We start from the raw sequence: 16821 nt of genomic DNA on the forward strand, positions 1-16821 counted from the left end.
TATGAAAGTTCAAGCATCAGTTAAAAAGATTTGTGGTAGCTGTAAAGTTGTGCGCCGTAAAGGCCGTGTACATATTATTTGTACAGCAGAACCTCGCCACAAGCAACGTCAAGGTTAATATTTAGTATTAGAAAACATTTAGTTTTCGCTGCTAATTAAATTAATACTTGAAAAATAACGGCGGATGCGATATCATCCGCCACTTGCCGTGTTTATACAAAATCTTTTATAATAGAATCGATGAGCAGACTTATAGTCAAAACATCGATAATGACTATAAAAGCTCTAGTATTAACAGCAACAAATCTGAAGAGTAAAGCCTTATCGCTAGATAACGCTTATTTTTCTTTAATGGAGAGAAATCAATGGCTCGTATTGCCGGCGTAAACATTCCGGATAATAAGCATGCTGTTATTTCACTAACTTACATCTTTGGTGTAGGTCGTACCACTGCTCAGAAAATCTTAGAAGCAGTTGGCATCGCCCCTACTACTAAAGTCAGTCAGTTAGATGATACACAGTTAGATGCTATCCGTGCACAAGTTGCAAACTACATGACTGAAGGTGACCTTCGTCGTGAAGTTTCAATGAACATCAAGCGTTTAGTTGATCTTGGTTGTTACCGTGGCATCCGTCATCGTCGTAACCTACCAGTTAGAGGTCAGAACACCAAGAACAACGCTCGTACTCGTAAGGGTCCGACACGCCCTCTCAAAAGATAATTAACTTAGGAAGCTAAAAGATGGCAAAAGACACTCGCAGTCGCAAAAAGGTGGCTCGTCGTTCAGTATCGGAGGGCATTGCCCATATCCATGCGTCTTTTAATAACACCATTGTTACGATTACCGATCGTCAAGGTAATGCATTGGCTTGGGCCACTTCAGGTGGACAAGGCTTCCGTGGTTCACGTAAATCTACACCATTTGCAGCTCAGGTTGCAGCTGAAGTCGCTGGTAAAGCGGCCCAAGAATATGGTGTTAAGAATATCGATGTTTTGGTCAAAGGACCAGGACCGGGTCGTGAGTCTGCGGTAAGAGCACTAGGTGCATTGGGTTATAAAGTTAACAGCATCTCTGATGTAACCCCAATCCCACACAATGGTTGCCGTGCGCCGAAAAAGCGCCGCGTCTAATATTAAAGACGAAGCTTTTTATACTAAAAGCTTATAGGAGACATAACAATGGCCCGCTATATTGGACCAAAACTGAAATTATCACGTCGTGAAGGTACGGATTTAGGCCTTAAATCTGGCGTTAAACCGTATGACGTAAAAACGAAGAAAGCTGGTCGTCCACCAGGTCAGCATGGCGTAAGCCGTAACAAGACCTCAGAATATGCTCTACAGTTGCGTGAAAAGCAAAAAGTTAAGCGTATTTATGGTGTACTAGAGCGTCAATTCGCGAACTACTATAAAGAAGCTGCTCGTAAGCGTGGCGCTACTGGTGAAAACTTGCTAGCAATGCTTGAGAGCCGTCTAGATAACGTTGTATATCGCATGGGCTTTGGCTCAACTCGCGCAGAAGCACGTCAGCTAGTCAGTCATCGTACTGTTATGGTAAAAAAAGCTGGCCGTGATGAGTTTGTTCGTGTGAACATTCCTTCAATTCAGCTTCAAGATGGTGATGTCATCGCTATCCAAGAGAAATCTCGCGAACAGCTACGTATTAAAAACGCTATCGAATTAGCGACACAACGTGGTATTCCAGAATGGCTTGATGTTGACCACAGCAAACTACAAGGCACGTTTAAACATGCGCCTGATCGTATTGATCTACCTGCTGAAATCAACGAAAGCTTGATCGTTGAGCTATACTCTAAGTAATGACGTAATGCTCAATGTTATGAAAATGGCATTGAGCAATTAACGTTAATTAAACCAGTTTAATAAATCGAGGTGACATCATGATGCTAAATGCAACTGAGTTTCTAACGCCGAATGCCATTAATGTGGATACGGTTAACGAAACGATTGCGAAAGTCACGCTCGAACCGTTAGAACGCGGCTTTGGGCATACCCTAGGTAATGCTCTGCGTCGCATCTTGTTATCTTCATTACCTGGTGCTGCAGTCATTGAAGCTGAGATTGATGGTGTTGACCATGAATACTCAACGCTTGAAGGCCTGCAAGAAGACGTACTTGATTTGCTTTTGAACCTAAAAGGCTTAGCAATTACTCTTCATGACCAAAATGAAGTATTTTTGACCTTGGATAAACAAGGTCCAGGCACTATTACTGCTGCAGACATCGCGTTGCCGCACAATGTTGACATCATCAATCCAGAATTGGTCTTGGGTACATTGAGCGATCGTGGTCATCTTAAGATGCGTTTGCGTGTAGTGATGGGTCGTGGATATGAGCCAGCAAACCAGCGCCGTGAAGATGGTGATACTAAAGCAATTGGACGTTTAAAGCTTGATGCAAGTTTTAGTCCTGTGCTTCGTGTTGCTTATCAGGTTGAGAACGCTCGTGTAGAGCAGCGTACTGATCTTGATCGTCTTATCATTGAGCTTGAAACTAATGGCACTATAGATCCAGAAGAAGCAATTCGTAAAGCAGCCACTATTTTACAACAACAGATTTCTATCTTTGTTGACCTAGAAGCTGAAGAAGCGCCTGAGCCTGTGAAAGAGAAAGAAGAGGTTGATCCGGTGCTATTACGCCCTGTGGACGATCTTGAACTAACGGTTCGCTCAGCCAACTGCTTGAAAGCTGAAAACATTTACTATATCGGTGATTTGGTACAGCGTTCAGAGACTGAACTTCTAAAAACCCCAAATCTTGGTAAGAAATCATTGACAGAAATCAAGGACGTATTAGCGTCTAAAGATTTAGAGCTCGGTATGCGCCTAGATAACTGGCCACCAGCTGATTTACGTGTTGATGATCGCTTTTCTTATCGTAGCCGTTAAACTTTAAGGATTTTTGACTATGCGCCATCGTAAGAGTGGAGTCAAGCTGGGTCGTACCGGCAGTCATCGTAAGGCAATGTTTCAGAACATGACTAACTCATTATTTGAGCATGAACTGATCAAAACAACTTTACCAAAAGCTAAAGAACTACGTCGCGTTGCCGAGCCATTGATCACTATGGCTAAAGAAGACAGCGTTGCTAACCGTCGTTTAGCATTCAGCCGTATGCGTAGCAAAGCTATGGTAGGCAAATTATTTGGCACGTTAGGTCCTCGTTACCAGACGCGTCCAGGTGGTTATTTGCGTATCGTAAAATGCGGTTACCGTGATGGTGACAATGCGCCAATGGCTTATGTAGAATTGGTTGATCGTGACTAGTTTTACACCTAAGACATATTCCATAAAAAAGCTCCAATGCAATTGGAGCTTTTTTTTGTCTTAAATTTGACTAAATATATTATTAGTTGTTTAAAGCAATAACTAGCTGCTTAGAGTAATAAGGAATGGACATCAGCCGCACCTTGTCTGATAACTTCAGGAACGCTGCTAGTCATATCTACGATAGTAGTAAGCTTGGTTGTCTTTATACCTGCATTGATCAGTCCATCGATTTGGTTACCTAGTAAGTCTTCAATCTCAAATGGGTCATCCAAAATATCGTCCCGATTAGGCAAAATAAGTGAGCTGGTTAAGATAGGTTCATCCATCGCTTCTAACAATGCTTGAGCAATAGGGTTGCTAGGCACACGAATACCAATGGTTTTTTTCTTTGCATGCGCCAACTTCTTGGGTACGTCTTTGGTGGCATTAAGAATAAAAGTAATTGGGGCAGGGGTGTGGGCTTTTAGCTGTTTAAATTGCACATTATCAACTGTTGCATAGTTGGCAATTTCGCTCAAGTCGCGGCACAATAATGTAAATTGATGCTTATCATCGAGTTCACGGATTTGCTTAAGCTTAGCTAGGGCATCTTTTGCTCCCAAACGGCAACCAAAAGCATAACTGGTATCAGTTGGGTAAATAATTAACTGATCTCTGCGTAATAGGTCAGCGGCTTGCTCAATGAGACGTGGCTGCGGATTATCGGGATGAATATAGAAGACTTCCATAGTGGTTCCTTATTTTATAATTATTGGTTTTTAATTGAGACAAACTTTTCATTAATTAGATGTGGTTCAATTACTAGATATATTAGAAAAACTACTCTAGAACTAAAGCAGATCGATATTTTCAAAATACCACTTCAGTTATCAGTATAGCTCAAAGTAGATATAAGTTTAGTGGCAAGGCGTTACCAACCGTAGAAAATCGTTAATAAGTAGGAACGCTTAGTAATTTAAACTAAGCGCTGATCTCAGATGAAGAAGTGCAAGCGCTAAGTAATGCAGTCAGTAAAGTCTTAGCGTCACGCGGCAGAGTATGAGGTTTGGCTATATAGCTTTGGACTTGCTGATAGACATCACTAGCAAAGGTGCTACTACTGGTGTCGAAGTCGGCAAACAAGTTATCTTGCGAGACTTGGAAATTTCGTCCACACGCCAAGGTGAACAAACACTCTAATGCTTGAGGTTTGATTTCTACACGCTCAAATGCCTGCTGCTGCGCCGCTGATCGTCCATCTGGGGCATACCAGTAGCCAAAGTCAGATAGTTGTCTACGAGCGTCGCCAGCTACGCACCAATGACTGATTTCATGTAAAGCACTGGCAAAAAAGCCATGAGCGAATTCAATTCGAGCGGGTTCATTATCTTGAGCTGGAAAATACTCGGGTTCATCATTGCTACGAACCAATATAACTTGCTGATCAGCAAATAAAATATTAAATAACTGTATGAGCCAGTCGGTAGCTAATCGTTCGCTATCAATTATCGATTCTGCTGAGTAAATATCGTCAGATTGGGTACTAGACAATTCTTGCCACTGACTTCTGCATTCTTTTAAATACTCATTTTTATCATGAGAGAGTATATTGCTAGATGACCTTTCAGTATGACTCTTTAATTGAATAAGTTGTTGTAGTAACGAACTTGCTTCAGTAGGAGAAAGTAAATCAGAAAAATTAATTTTATTATCGGATAGATTCATAGAGAAGACATTGACTTAATAAATACTAAAGACAAAAAACTTTAGGTAAAAGGTAAGTAGTAAAAGAGCTTAAACAAATTTACTATCAAAAAATCTTAACATACTAGCGCTAGCAGAATATGGCACTTTCCGTTAGTATGGCAGGCAATATTATACACCGTTTTTATGAATGAGGCCGCGCATGTCAAGCACTCCAGAAACTAAACCGTCAGCACCTCACGCTGACAATAAAAAAGCGCCTGTATCTACTGGCATGCCTGAGCACATCTCTTTAGATAAGTGGGCAGACACTGGTTATGAATGGTCAGGAGAGGTCAAACCAAGCTCGTTTGATCGTCTGGCTACTACTTTGAGTACTGAACATGAGCAGTCAGATATACAGCTCAACGCTAACTTATATCGTCGCAACAACGTCTTGCATTTAGCATTTACTTTGACAGGTGATGTTTGGCTAACTTGTCAGCGCTGTTTACAACCAATCGCGATAGACTTGTCTGATGATTATGACATCGCGCTACTCGAAAATGATAGTCAGGTTCGTTTAGTTAAAGATGAGCAAGATTATTTATTACTGGATGAAATCGTCACCGAGCAATCTCCAGAGCGTCTGTTACCATTTAAGAAGTTGGTGGAAGACGAGATCCTGCTCAAAACGCCAATGGCGCCAAAGCATGACGATTGTGAGATGTCTGTTGAGCAGTTTGGTGAGATACCAGAAGAAGAGGAAGGTGAAAATCCTTTCGCTGCTTTAGCCTCACTAAAAGGCAAACTATAAGCGCCAAAATTATCTAATCGATGCATTTAAAAAACCTTTTATCAGCTTTGTACAGAAGAGTGCGAGGCAGGGCTTTATTAATTTAATAAACATGCGTATAATGTCCGGTTTATTGCATTCGAGCAACCTGTTGCTTGCTGATAGAAACTGACTGGGTAAATTTTTTATAAAATACAGCCTTGGTCAGTGCTTTATGTGAGTGGCAATCTATTTAACTAATGATGCTTAAGACTTAGGTTGTTATGATTATATAGCCTCTGTCAGTATCGACTTAAGCTGAATTTCAAGCTTATCCCTTTTAAGTATAGGAGCTATATCATGGCTGTTCAAAAAAGTCGTAAAAGCCGTTCTCGTCGTGACATGCGCCGTTCACATCACCGTATGGAAATTGCTGAACTAAGCGTAGATGCTACTACTGGTGAAAAACATCGTCGTCATCACATGACTAAAGATGGTTTCTACCGTGGTCGTCAACTGTTCAAAGTCAGCCAAGACGCCTAAGACATTGGCTCTATGATAGCTTAGGCGAAGATAGTAATAGTACTGGTGACTATTATTGTTTTTGCCTAGTTATTATTAGTCAATAAGCTTTGAGCTAAAAAAAGCCAAGTTATTTCGCTATCATATATTATGTGGCTGGATAACTTGGCTTTTTGTTATTTATAACTAGACTTATTGCTTAATTCGCTTGTTATTTTTAGTAGATTTAAAAATGTGCTGATATAATCTGCTCCTTTAATTTGAGCAGCGTTACTCTTGCTGTTTGGTTTGCATCCGCTATGATAATAGTGTCTGTCAGTGTATAGTTTACTGACAATCCGTTTTCTTGCATAAATACTTGAAGTAGCGGCCTTGTATAACATCTAATAATATAATACACCCCATTGTTTTTAGGGATATTTCTAATCAGATAAGGAATATTGGTTATGGCTTCTGTACCCGATATGGTAAAAAAGCAACCCGCTCGTATCGCGGTCATTTTTCCTGGACAAGGATCTCAAGCAGTCGCGATGACGAGCGAGCTTGCCGAAATCTATCCAGAGATACGCGATACATTTACCGAAGCGAGTGAGGCGCTTGGTGAGGATTTGTGGGCAATCTGTCAGGACGAAGAAAAACTCAATCAAACCCAATATACTCAGCCTGCGCTTTTGACAGCTAGTATTGCTATTTGGCGTGTCCTACAACAAAAAATAGAAGAGACGCCTTGTTATTTAGCTGGTCACTCTCTGGGCGAGTACAGTGCCCTGTGTGCTGCCAATGTGATATCGCTGGGTGATGCAGTCACTTTAGTACATAAGCGCGGTCAGTTGATGCAAGAGGCCGTTGTAGGTGTTGATACTGCTATGGCTGCCGTATTAGGACTAGAAGACAACCGAGTTGAAAACTTGTGTGAGCAAGCAACTGAACACGTCGAAGATGCCGTTGTTGGGGCAGCCAATTTCAATAGTCCAGGACAAGTGGTTATCTCGGGTAACGCTGCTGGTGTTAATGCTGTTATTGATAAAGTCAAAAATACTGGCAAAAAATCTGTTCCTCTAAAAGTGAGTGTGCCGTCTCATTGCGCACTTATGGAACCTGCCAGCAATGCATTGGCTGAGATACTAGCGGGTATCAAGTTTGATCAGGCAACCATTCCTGTGATACAAAATCGCTACGCACGTGTTGAAACCAGTGCGGTTGGAATCAAGCAAGCATTGACTGAACAGCTGAGTGAGCCAGTATTGTGGTCAAAAACCATGCAAGAGTTGGCTGATAAGCAAATTAATATCTTAATCGAATGTGGCAGTGGTAATGTACTGAGCAATTTGGCGAAGCGTCAGGCGCAGCCAATCGCAAGCTATCCTACTGACAAGCCTGCCCGTCTAGAAAAATTATTGGAGGTGTTATCATGAGCCGTACGATTACATTAGTAACTGGCGCTAGCCGAGGTATTGGCAAGGCAGTGGCCAAGCGTTTTGCTAAAGAAGGACATTTTGTCATTGGAACTGCGACCACTGAAAAGGGCGCAGAGCTTATTGATGATTACCTTCATGATACTGGCGGTATTGGTCGCGTTTTAGACGTACGTGATACTGCTCAAATTGACAAATTATTTGAAGAGATTGAAAGCGTCTACGGCGCGGTACAAGTATTGGTTAACAATGCTGGTATCACTCAAGATGGCCTACTGATGCGCATGAAAGATGAAGATTGGGAAAATGTCATCGATACCAATTTGACATCAGTATATCGCATGAGCAAACGTGCCGTACGCGGTATGATGAAAGCACGCCGTGGTCGTATTATCAACATTACCTCTGTCGTCGCTCAAATGGGCAATGCAGGCCAATCTAACTATGCGGCGACCAAAGCTGGCGTAGAAGGGTTTAGCCGTACGCTTGCACGTGAGATTGGTTCACGCCAAGTGACCATCAACTGCGTGGCACCAGGCTTGATCGAAACGGATATGACAGATGAGCTTGATGAGCGCCTATTGAACTCTATGTTAGATGCTGTACCTATCAGCCGTCTTGGTCAGCCAGAAGACATCGCTGCAGCGGTACATTTCTTGGCTAGCGACGAGGCCAGCTATATTACAGGTGCTGTCATTCCTGTCAATGGCGGCATGTATATGTAGTCAATATACGAGCGTTACATAGTTATAATAAAAAACTGTGTGAACGAGTGTAAACTATAATAAAGGGTGCTATAATGACGGATACTTTTGAGTCAAAGCCCTGTATGATAACAGGGCTTTATTAGACATCAGACAAACTGTATAACATGTCATAGAGTACTCAGACAGCATTGCTGGTCTGGCAAACGCATTTTATATACCATGCTATAGCGTTAAATAAGGCGATATAGCAGTTTATTAAAAATAATAGATGATAACGGAGTGATCTACATGAGTAATGATATCGAGCTAAGAGTAAAAGCAGCAGTAGCTGAGCAACTAGGTATGAATGTTGAAGACATCAACAACGATGCTTCATTCATGGAAGACCTAGGTGCAGATTCTTTAGACCTAGTTGAATTGGTTATGTCATTTGAAAGTGATTTTGGTATCACTATTCCTGATGAAGATTCTGCAGAATTGACGACTGTTCAAAAAGCAATCGATTACGTACAAGCCCAACTATAATTTGCTACTTATTTAGCAGATTTATAATGCCGCCTATCTTATTAGATAGGCGGTTTTTTTATGGGCGCGTGATTGTTATTTTTAAGCACAGTAATCGAATTTAACATTGACTACGTCAATTCAACATTATTCAACATACTATTACTATCTACATCGACTCACTTTATCTATACTCATAATAGTAAGTCGTAGAAAAAAACGCCAGTTAGATTTTCAGTATATTGTCTGACTATGTGTTTTATTAAAAGAATGATAAATAATAATATTTCAAGGAGTAGATATATGGGTATGTTTAGCTTTGCAAAAGATATCGGTGATAAGATTTTTAACCGTGATGACGAAAAGCATGATGCTAAGACAGAGACAAAAGCAGATGCTAATACACCAGTACAAAGCAGTGAGCCTAGTGCACAATCAGTGGCTAATATTTTGTTGCGCCGTATTCAGCAGCAGAACCTCAATATCAGTAACCTAAAAATTAAATATAATGGTTCTACAGATACTGCAGAAATTAGTGGTAATGCCAAAACTCAAGCTGATCGTGAAAAAGCCATTATCGCTATCGGTAATGTTCAAAACGTTGCAAAAGTTATTGATAACATCGATATCGAAGAAGATGCGCCTGAATCTACGATGTATACGGTAAAGTCTGGTGATAGTCTGTCTAAAATCGCTAAAGAAGTGTATGGTTCATCTGGCGATTATATGAAGATATTCGAAGCAAACAAACCAATGTTATCTGATCCAGATAAAATCTATCCAGGTCAAGTGTTACGCATTCCTAAGCCATAATTCTAGAAAAAGCGTATAGAAAAATAATATTTTAAATATGATATTCTAATAAAAAAAGCCTCTTATTATTAAGAGGCTTTTTTTATATTGTACACTTCAAATAACCACTTTATTTCAGGAATATTTGATAGCCATAAAGTGATTGGTCAATTGGTTAAGCCTAGCTTATTATGCTGCTCAGCTAGAGCCCATTCGATATGCTCGTCTAGCATGTCACCATGTAAAGCCAATTTGGACTTTAACTGTTCGACCACTTCTAAGCTGGCATTAGCATTGCCAAGTCCGATAGCGATATTACGTAAAAAATTCACATAGCCGGTGCGTCTAAGCGGACTACCTTGAGTGTTCTTCATAAAGTCGGCTTCTTGCCACTGCCATAGTTCAAGCAAGCTACTATTATCCAATCCATGCCTTGGTGCGAAGTCATCAACGGTAGTTAGATTGGCATAACGATTCCATGGACAGATTAACTGGCAGTCATCACAGCCAAAGACCCGATTGCCAATTGCGCGTCTATATTTGGTATCGATGACGCCATCATGTTCAATAGTTAAATAAGAGATACAAGCAGAGGCGTTAAGCTCGTGGGGCGCTACAATTGCTTGAGTAGGACATATATCAATACAAGCGCTACAACTACCGCAATGCTCCTTGACTGGTTTATCGTCGGGTAGCTCAAGGCTCAAAAACAGCTCACCGAGCACAAAAAATGAGCCAGCTTGCTTATTTATAAGTAGTGTATGTTTACCTGTCCAACCGAGACCTGCTGCATCTGCAATCGGCCGCTCAAAGATAGGCGCCGAATCGCTAAAAGGTCTAAACACAAACTCTTTCTCTGAACCGATATCCAAATGTTGCCATTCAGGCAGCATTGTTTCTATCTTCAAAGCCAATTGCTTTAGACGACTACGCATTGTCTTATGGTAGTCACGCCCTCTTGCATAACGCGCGATGATGCCCTTATTGGGATGATCATTATCAGTGACAGCACGCGGCGTCGGTGATTGAGTTAGATAATCCATACGTACGCTGATGATGGTCTTTGCGCCCTCGACTAGCTGATCAGGATGAGCGCGCAGATCATGATTATTATGCATAAACTGCAGTTGACCCTCATAGCCTTTATCAAGCCACTTCTGTAGTTGTTCAATCTGCTTAGTAAACAAAGGATGATGCACAGATAAAAAACCACAATCAGCAAATCCTAGTGCCTGTGCTTGTGCTTTGATCCATTGCTTAACATCAGCTGTGGTTGCAAATACAGTTGGGTTCGTAATGGTAATTCTGTTTTTATCAGTAGGCATAGAGAGTAGGTGCTTATTAGATGTTTTCTCGTTTGTTTTAATCAGATTATTCATATCTGACAATCAGAGATAATGTAAATACCGCTATGATAAGCCAGTGAGCAATGAGTGCAAGTATAAAAGAAAATAAACTCACATTCATATTGATACATAAGTCGAGGTAAGCTTTTGCTAAGCTGATATGAGAAATGAGCAACCAAATTTAGATAAAATAAAAAATGAGTAGAAACACCAAGGATAAGTTATGAGAAATAATACCAATTTATCACCTATAAAAAATACAAAACCTATTGCGCTATATAATAGTGAGCAGGTTTATGCGATGGAGCAGGCTTGGTTTGCAGAGGGGTACGATAGTTTTGGTTTGATGAAACAAGCCGCTTGGCAAATGACACAGCAAATAGAGCAGATTTATGATCGAAAAACCGTCAGTACTAGCCATTCTGCTAATACTAACGTTTATCACCGTAGTGCTCATTCGCGTCGAGCAAGTATCTGGGTAGGGAAAGGTAACAATGGCGGTGATGGCTGGCTTATCGCTCATTATTTACAGCAAGCTGGCTGGCAAGTAGAAGTAATAACGGTTAGCTTTAGTAAAGATGATTTGATTATCCATGATCAATCAGTAACTTCAAAAACTCCTAGCGATAAACAAAGCGATAGTAGCAATATTACTGACGCGACAAAGGCATTACAGATAGCCCTAGCTAGCAGCTGCAACTATCAACGATTTGAGGGCATTATTAGTCACGATGATGCGGATAAAATAAACTTGCCAGCTGATGTTTATATCGATGCATTATTTGGTATTGGCTTAGATCGTGCACCAGAAGGTATTTATGAATTAGCTATCAATACCTTCAATAGTCTTACTCAGCAAAATAACGCCCTAGCAATAGCAGTTGATATTCCAAGTGGATTAGTGGCTTCTACTGGTGAAGTGTTCGAGCGCATGGCAATACAAGCTGACGTGACTCTATGTTTGATTGCGCGTAAGTTTGGTCTACACACTAAAGACGGTACAGACTATAGCGGAGACATAATCGATATACCGTTGATACCTTATCAAATGACGCTTCACCAGACAGCTAGCCATCATACGATAGCTCTGAAAAATGCCAGTCAAGTATTTGAGCCAGTTGCCATGCTGCTGACGGCTGCACATAGTATGAAGCCACGTCGCCAAAACAGCTACAAAGGCAGCTATGGTCATGTGCTAGTCATTGGCGGAAATCGTGTTGATGGCTCTCAAGGTATGGGCGGTGCTGCCATACTGTCTGCGGCCAGTACGATGGCGACAGGCACCGGTAAAATAACAGTTGCCTGCCATGAGTCTTTTCATGGGTCACTATTGACTTCATTGCCAGATGCGATGACCATTAATTTGCATGACGCAAGCGGCGTAAAAGGTCTGATTAAGCAGGCCAGTGTCGTTGCTATTGGGATGGGGCTTGGCCGTGACGAAAAAGCCAGAGCATTATTTATTGATTATGTACAAGCTGCTATAGAAAATGAAAAATCAATTGTGATCGATGCTGATGGTCTTTATCACTTGGCATCACTGCACATGGGTAATCATGAGCTAATAACAAAGCTACGAGAATACAGTACTGATCATCGGGTTTGCTTGACGCCGCATAGTGGGGAAACAGCTAGATTGCTTGAGCAAAAGATAAGTGAGATTGAGTCCAATAGACTGCAAGCTATAAAACAGTGCGCTGCAACATATGGTGGTGACTGGGTATTAAAAGGGGCAGGATCGTTAGTGTTAGAACAAGAAGAGGGAAAAGAGCAAGTATACGTCTGTGATGTAGGGAATGTTGGCATGGCAACCGCTGGCATGGGTGATGTGTTATCTGGAGTGACCGCTGGACTATTAGCACAGCAAGATTTATCAGCAGAGGCACGTAGCTTACATCAAGCGGTTCTTATACATGGGTTTGCAGGAGATGTATTAGTGTATCAAGCGAATAGCGATATTAATACATTGCTAGTGGGGCAACGAGGGCTACAAGCTCAAGATATGCCAGCAGCCATTCGTCACGTAATGCAGCTTATGATAGTTTGATGTATTGCTTGAGATAAAGAGTTAAGTAGAAGAGTTAGCACAGTATTGATCAATCGCCTGCTGTACACGCTCGCGCTTAAGCTCAATTTCACGACCATCTAGATATTGACGCTTACCGTTGGCATCCATTTCATAGATACGGCCGCCGACATTGAGGTTAGTTAGATTATTACGTAGTGATTGGCAGCGCTGAGCATTTTCTTTTGCATCTTGCTCTTTAATACGTGCTTCCAATTGTGCAATTCTTTGCTCTTCTGCAGTTTGGGCATTATTACTCTGGTTGGGATCTGTTTTTCCTGCCATTTGGCCTGCGTTACTTTGTCTACCGTCACTACGAAATTCAATCAGTTCGATATTTTTACCGGTCTGAGGGGCATGTTGACTATATTTAACTTCGCCATGCGCTCCGATAGACTTATAAACCTGAATAGCCTGACTGGCGTTCATAGACAACATTAGCATACACGCGGTACTCGTTAATAATTTGGCTGCGGTATTTATCTTAGACGCATATGCCATAATAGCAATCCTCTCATGTAGTAAAAATCAAATGTATATAGGTGTAAATATAACACTTGAGCGTTTAATTAGTAGTAATAATGTATCGACTATCGATTCTAGCAAATAATACTTATCAATGTATATTATTTAATAACTAATAGTTTGGGATAGGCTTTAGAAGTTTTTCTTGACAATAACTCGTAAACCATCGAATATAATAGCAGTTGATTGGTCAGTGAGCGGCTTTTACGATGTTGCCGTGGCACTTGAGAAAGAGAACTACAAGTTACTTATCGGTAGCTTATGCAGTTTTATTTCCTTTGTGATAATGATATAGCAAGTATGGTGGCACAACGACCACTGTTGATAGCGATACATTGTCTCCGGACTTATCTGTCTACAATGACTAAGATAAACTTATTATTTGAAATGTGCTAAATGTGTTTTTAGCAGTTGTATCAAACGCGATATAGTACGCCGTTAAGAAATTTCCCCAAAGCCTATTGTAAGTTCTAAAGATCTTATAATTTGGCATTGGTTATGAAGTTTTTTTGCTTGTGTATATCGATGCATCTGTACAAATAAAGTCACACAAATAAAGTTACAATAGGTACTTGCTAGTATCGAACCTCAATAATAAGCCTCTCTTTTATAGATGCACTCGCATCTTGTCACTGTATATCGATAAACATCCATCACAAAGCTGACCTAAAATACACTGCTATGTTTGATTAGTATTGTCCTATGAGACAGTTTTAATCAAACCTATTACGCAGATATTCTTGATATGGACAAGAATTAGCGATCATTCAGTAAGTGAAAATAACGACGGTAAGTAATTATTTTTACTCATAGAATCCCGCAAATTCTCGCCGCAAAAAAAGGTGATGACAGTGACGCAAACCACGCAAAGTCCGAACATGACGGGACATACCCAAACGGGTAATGCCGCCAAAAATTTTGAACAAAAGCAACAACGTCTTGCAGAAGGTAGTGCACAGCCTGTGATGCTATCGGGCGCTGAAATGCTGGTGCAAGCACTGACTGACGAAGGTGTCGAATACATCTTTGGCTATCCAGGTGGCGCGGTCTTACACATTTATGATGCGCTGTTTCAGCAAGAAAATATTGAGCACATCTTAGTACGTCACGAGCAAGCAGCGGGCCACATGGCCGATGCTTATTCGCGAGTGACTGGTAATACTGGCGTCGTGTTGGCCACATCAGGCCCTGGTGCGACCAATACCGTGACAGCTATTGCTACTGCCTTTATGGACTCTGTACCAATGGTTGTAATCGCAGGTCAGGTGCCAAGCAGCCTAATCGGTGAAGATGCTTTCCAAGAAACCGATATGGTAGGCGTATCACGTCCTATCGTTAAGCATAGCTTCCAAGTACGCCATGCTAGCGAAATTCCAATGATTGTAAAAAAGGCATTTTATATTGCCCAGACTGGTCGCCCAGGCCCTGTTGTCATTGATGTGCCAAAAGACATGACTGCGCCTAGCGAAAAATTCGCTTACGAATATCCAGAAGAAGTATTTATACGTTCGTATCAGCCTTCACTCAAAGGTCACAGCGGTCAAATCAAAAAAGCCATTGAAACGCTATTAGCAGCGCAGCGTCCTGTTGTATATGCAGGCGGCGGTGTGATTTGGAGCAATGCGCACGAAGAGTTAACAGATCTTGCACATCGTCTGAATTTACCAGTGACTAATACTTTGATGGGTCTTGGTACATTCCCTGGCTCTGATCGTCAGTTCTTAGGTATGCTTGGCATGCACGGTACTTACGAAGCCAATATGAGTATGCACCATGCTGATGTGATTTTGGCCGTCGGCGCGCGTTTCGATGATCGTGTGACCAATAACGTTAAAAAATTCTGCCCTAACGCAACTATCATTCATATCGACATCGATCCTGCGTCAATTTCAAAAACGATTCTTGCGCACATTCCTATCGTAGGTGATGTGAAGTCAGTCTTAACGGACATGCTAGAGATTGTTGGTCAAGACAAGCAGTTAGAGCAGCACGCATTGCTCGATTGGTGGTCACAAATTAATGAGTGGCGTAAGCGTCATGGCTTGCGCTATGACACCAGCACAGATAATGGCATTAAGCCACAAAGTGTCGTACAAGCTCTAGATAAAGTGACTAACAGTAATGCTATTATCACAAGTGACGTCGGTCAGCATCAGATGTTTGCGGCACTTTACTATACTTACAATGAGCCACGTCAATGGCTGAATTCAGGAGGTCTTGGTACCATGGGTGTTGGTCTGCCGTATGCAATGGCTGCCAAACTTGCCAATCCTGAGCGTGATGTGGTTTGTATTACTGGTGAAGGCTCTATTCAGATGAATATCCAAGAGCTATCGACCTGCTTGCAATATAACTTACCAGTTAAAATTCTGAACATTAACAATGCGCAGCTTGGTATGGTGAAGCAGTGGCAAGATATGCTGTATGAAGGTCGTCATGCCCAGTCTTATATGAACTCCTTACCAGATTTTGTCAAGTTGGCTGAAAGCTATGGTCATGTCGGTATCAAAATTACTGACCCTGCAACTATGGAAGCACAATTGGCTGAAGCAATGGCTATGAAAGACAAACTGGTATTTATCGATGTTTACGTCGATCGTAATGAGCATGTATATCCAATGCAAATCGCTGGACAGGCCATGCGTGATATGTGGTTAACAAAAGGGGAGCGTACCTAATGCAACAACAACATCTGATTTCGGTATTGATGGAAAACGAAGCGGGTTCGTTGTCGCGGTTAGTCGGCTTGTTCTCACAACGTGGCTACAATATCGAAACTTTGAACGTCGCGCCTACTGATGACCCAAGTATCTCACGTCTAACGGTTACGACCATTACGTCACCTGAAAGAATTGAGCAGATCACCAAACAATTGCATAAATTGATTGAAGTGGTTAAAGTGCTTAACCTAACGGAGAACGTACACGTTGAGCGTGAATTGATGCTCATTAAAGTCCGTGCAACAGGCGGTGTTCGTGAAGAGATCAAACGTAGCGCAGATATTTTCCGTGCACAAATCGTCGATGTAAATTCGAACTTATATACGATTCAAATCGTGGGCGACAAAGCCAAACTTGATGGTTTTATCGATGTGATTGGCCGTGAGCGCATTATGGAAGTGGTTCGTTCAGGTGTTATCGGTATTGCCCGCGGTGAAAAAACCCTAAGCATTTAATTATTTATCAAAACCAATTTAAACCAATATTTATTTATCTA

General features: G+C 41.4%; 19 protein-coding genes. 15 read left to right on the forward strand and 4 right to left on the reverse strand.

Features of this window, described 5'->3' with window-relative positions; genetic code table 11:
* Position 1 precedes the first annotated feature (1 nt).
* From rpmJ to rplQ, 6 genes are all read left to right on the forward strand, one after another.
* Positions 2–118 carry a 50S ribosomal protein L36 gene (rpmJ, locus tag ACHEVO_RS12680; protein ID WP_010196721.1) on the forward strand — a complete coding sequence of 39 codons (117 nt, stop codon included), beginning with the start codon at positions 2–4 and terminating at the stop codon, positions 116–118.
* 247 nt (positions 119–365) lie between these two features.
* Positions 366–722, forward strand: a complete 357-nt coding sequence (rpsM, locus tag ACHEVO_RS12685; protein WP_021813384.1) for a 30S ribosomal protein S13 — start codon at positions 366–368, stop codon at positions 720–722.
* Positions 723–742: 20 nt separating this feature from the next.
* Entirely contained in the window at positions 743–1132 is a 390-nt protein-coding gene (rpsK, locus tag ACHEVO_RS12690) for a 30S ribosomal protein S11 (RefSeq protein WP_010196728.1), read from the forward strand.
* Between the two features lie 48 nt (positions 1133–1180).
* Entirely contained in the window at positions 1181–1822 is a 642-nt protein-coding gene (rpsD, locus tag ACHEVO_RS12695; protein ID WP_057758723.1) for a 30S ribosomal protein S4, read from the forward strand.
* Between the two features lie 80 nt (positions 1823–1902).
* The gene (locus tag ACHEVO_RS12700; protein ID WP_021813386.1) at positions 1903–2910 is read left to right on the forward strand and encodes a DNA-directed RNA polymerase subunit alpha; all 1008 of its coding nucleotides are present in this window, start codon (positions 1903–1905) and stop codon (positions 2908–2910) included.
* 19 nt (positions 2911–2929) lie between these two features.
* Positions 2930–3289 carry a 50S ribosomal protein L17 gene (rplQ, locus tag ACHEVO_RS12705; RefSeq protein ID WP_021813387.1) on the forward strand — a complete coding sequence of 120 codons (360 nt, stop codon included), beginning with the start codon at positions 2930–2932 and terminating at the stop codon, positions 3287–3289.
* Between the two features lie 110 nt (positions 3290–3399).
* Here rplQ and ACHEVO_RS12710 read toward each other — a convergent pair whose 3' ends face one another.
* Positions 3400–4020, reverse strand: a complete 621-nt coding sequence (locus ACHEVO_RS12710) for an L-threonylcarbamoyladenylate synthase (RefSeq protein ID WP_394125155.1) — start codon at positions 4018–4020, stop codon at positions 3400–3402.
* Positions 4021–4252: 232 nt separating this feature from the next.
* Positions 4253–4996, reverse strand: a complete 744-nt coding sequence (locus ACHEVO_RS12715) for an elongation factor P hydroxylase (RefSeq protein ID WP_394125156.1) — start codon at positions 4994–4996, stop codon at positions 4253–4255.
* A 181-nt stretch (positions 4997–5177) separates the two neighbouring features.
* Here ACHEVO_RS12715 and ACHEVO_RS12720 point away from each other — a divergent pair, with 181 nt between their 5' ends.
* From ACHEVO_RS12720 to lysM, 6 genes are all read left to right on the forward strand, one after another.
* Complete coding sequence (locus ACHEVO_RS12720; protein ID WP_102077932.1) at positions 5178–5771, forward strand: YceD family protein; 594 nt, start codon at positions 5178–5180, stop codon at positions 5769–5771.
* 318 nt (positions 5772–6089) lie between these two features.
* Positions 6090–6272, forward strand: coding sequence for a 50S ribosomal protein L32 (gene rpmF, locus ACHEVO_RS12725; RefSeq protein ID WP_057758809.1), 183 nt, complete (start codon positions 6090–6092; stop codon positions 6270–6272).
* A gap of 425 nt (positions 6273–6697) precedes the next feature.
* Complete coding sequence (gene fabD, locus ACHEVO_RS12730) at positions 6698–7666, forward strand: ACP S-malonyltransferase (protein WP_394125157.1); 969 nt, start codon at positions 6698–6700, stop codon at positions 7664–7666.
* Positions 7663–8391 carry a 3-oxoacyl-ACP reductase FabG gene (fabG, locus tag ACHEVO_RS12735; protein ID WP_057758813.1) on the forward strand — a complete coding sequence of 243 codons (729 nt, stop codon included), beginning with the start codon at positions 7663–7665 and terminating at the stop codon, positions 8389–8391. The genes fabD and fabG overlap by 4 nt, the downstream gene beginning before the upstream one ends.
* 270 nt (positions 8392–8661) lie before the next feature.
* The gene (gene acpP / locus ACHEVO_RS12740; RefSeq protein WP_057758815.1) at positions 8662–8898 is read left to right on the forward strand and encodes an acyl carrier protein; all 237 of its coding nucleotides are present in this window, start codon (positions 8662–8664) and stop codon (positions 8896–8898) included.
* Between the two features lie 282 nt (positions 8899–9180).
* The gene (lysM, locus tag ACHEVO_RS12745) at positions 9181–9690 is read left to right on the forward strand and encodes a peptidoglycan-binding protein LysM (RefSeq protein WP_057758817.1); all 510 of its coding nucleotides are present in this window, start codon (positions 9181–9183) and stop codon (positions 9688–9690) included.
* A gap of 146 nt (positions 9691–9836) precedes the next feature.
* Here lysM and queG read toward each other — a convergent pair whose 3' ends face one another.
* A complete protein-coding gene (gene queG / locus ACHEVO_RS12750; protein WP_394125158.1) occupies positions 9837–11048 on the reverse strand; it encodes a tRNA epoxyqueuosine(34) reductase QueG in 1212 nt (403 codons plus the stop codon).
* Positions 11049–11238: 190 nt separating this feature from the next.
* Between queG and ACHEVO_RS12755 the strand changes: the two genes are divergently transcribed.
* Positions 11239–13062 carry an NAD(P)H-hydrate dehydratase gene (locus ACHEVO_RS12755; RefSeq protein WP_394125159.1) on the forward strand — a complete coding sequence of 608 codons (1824 nt, stop codon included), beginning with the start codon at positions 11239–11241 and terminating at the stop codon, positions 13060–13062.
* Between the two features lie 21 nt (positions 13063–13083).
* Here ACHEVO_RS12755 and ACHEVO_RS12760 read toward each other — a convergent pair whose 3' ends face one another.
* Positions 13084–13581, reverse strand: coding sequence for a DUF4124 domain-containing protein (locus tag ACHEVO_RS12760; RefSeq protein ID WP_296207630.1), 498 nt, complete (start codon positions 13579–13581; stop codon positions 13084–13086).
* Positions 13582–14570: 989 nt separating this feature from the next.
* Here ACHEVO_RS12760 and ACHEVO_RS12765 point away from each other — a divergent pair.
* Together ACHEVO_RS12765 and ilvN are read left to right on the forward strand one after the other, a co-directional pair.
* Positions 14571–16283 (forward strand): acetolactate synthase 3 large subunit, encoded by a 1713-nt coding sequence (locus tag ACHEVO_RS12765; protein ID WP_197411831.1) that lies wholly within the window; start codon positions 14571–14573, stop codon positions 16281–16283.
* The gene (ilvN, locus tag ACHEVO_RS12770) at positions 16283–16780 is read left to right on the forward strand and encodes an acetolactate synthase small subunit (protein WP_057758828.1); all 498 of its coding nucleotides are present in this window, start codon (positions 16283–16285) and stop codon (positions 16778–16780) included. Before ACHEVO_RS12765 ends, ilvN begins: the two co-directional genes overlap by 1 nt.
* The last annotated feature ends 41 nt before the right edge of the window (positions 16781–16821 follow it).

Origin of the sequence: Psychrobacter nivimaris (genome assembly GCF_043419765.1) — a bacterium.
In the GTDB taxonomy this organism is placed as follows: domain Bacteria; phylum Pseudomonadota; class Gammaproteobacteria; order Pseudomonadales; family Moraxellaceae; genus Psychrobacter.

Bases quoted from the DNA above. Each gene is read 5' to 3' on its own strand.
- rpmJ (WP_010196721.1), top strand. From the start codon at position 2: ATGAAAGTTCAAGCATCAGTTAAAAAGATTTGTGGTAGCTGTAAAGTT.
- rpsM (WP_021813384.1), top strand. From the start codon at position 366: ATGGCTCGTATTGCCGGCGTAAACATTCCGGATAATAAGCATGCTGTT.
- rpsK (WP_010196728.1), top strand. From the start codon at position 743: ATGGCAAAAGACACTCGCAGTCGCAAAAAGGTGGCTCGTCGTTCAGTA.
- rpsD (WP_057758723.1), top strand. From the start codon at position 1,181: ATGGCCCGCTATATTGGACCAAAACTGAAATTATCACGTCGTGAAGGT.
- ACHEVO_RS12700 (WP_021813386.1), top strand. From the start codon at position 1,903: ATGATGCTAAATGCAACTGAGTTTCTAACGCCGAATGCCATTAATGTG.
- rplQ (WP_021813387.1), top strand. From the start codon at position 2,930: ATGCGCCATCGTAAGAGTGGAGTCAAGCTGGGTCGTACCGGCAGTCAT.
- ACHEVO_RS12710 (WP_394125155.1), bottom strand. From the start codon at position 4,020: ATGGAAGTCTTCTATATTCATCCCGATAATCCGCAGCCACGTCTCATT.
- ACHEVO_RS12715 (WP_394125156.1), bottom strand. From the start codon at position 4,996: ATGAATCTATCCGATAATAAAATTAATTTTTCTGATTTACTTTCTCCT.
- ACHEVO_RS12720 (WP_102077932.1), top strand. From the start codon at position 5,178: ATGTCAAGCACTCCAGAAACTAAACCGTCAGCACCTCACGCTGACAAT.
- rpmF (WP_057758809.1), top strand. From the start codon at position 6,090: ATGGCTGTTCAAAAAAGTCGTAAAAGCCGTTCTCGTCGTGACATGCGC.
- fabD (WP_394125157.1), top strand. From the start codon at position 6,698: ATGGCTTCTGTACCCGATATGGTAAAAAAGCAACCCGCTCGTATCGCG.
- fabG (WP_057758813.1), top strand. From the start codon at position 7,663: ATGAGCCGTACGATTACATTAGTAACTGGCGCTAGCCGAGGTATTGGC.
- acpP (WP_057758815.1), top strand. From the start codon at position 8,662: ATGAGTAATGATATCGAGCTAAGAGTAAAAGCAGCAGTAGCTGAGCAA.
- lysM (WP_057758817.1), top strand. From the start codon at position 9,181: ATGGGTATGTTTAGCTTTGCAAAAGATATCGGTGATAAGATTTTTAAC.
- queG (WP_394125158.1), bottom strand. From the start codon at position 11,048: ATGAATAATCTGATTAAAACAAACGAGAAAACATCTAATAAGCACCTA.
- ACHEVO_RS12755 (WP_394125159.1), top strand. From the start codon at position 11,239: ATGAGAAATAATACCAATTTATCACCTATAAAAAATACAAAACCTATT.
- ACHEVO_RS12760 (WP_296207630.1), bottom strand. From the start codon at position 13,581: ATGGCATATGCGTCTAAGATAAATACCGCAGCCAAATTATTAACGAGT.
- ACHEVO_RS12765 (WP_197411831.1), top strand. From the start codon at position 14,571: ATGCTATCGGGCGCTGAAATGCTGGTGCAAGCACTGACTGACGAAGGT.
- ilvN (WP_057758828.1), top strand. From the start codon at position 16,283: ATGCAACAACAACATCTGATTTCGGTATTGATGGAAAACGAAGCGGGT.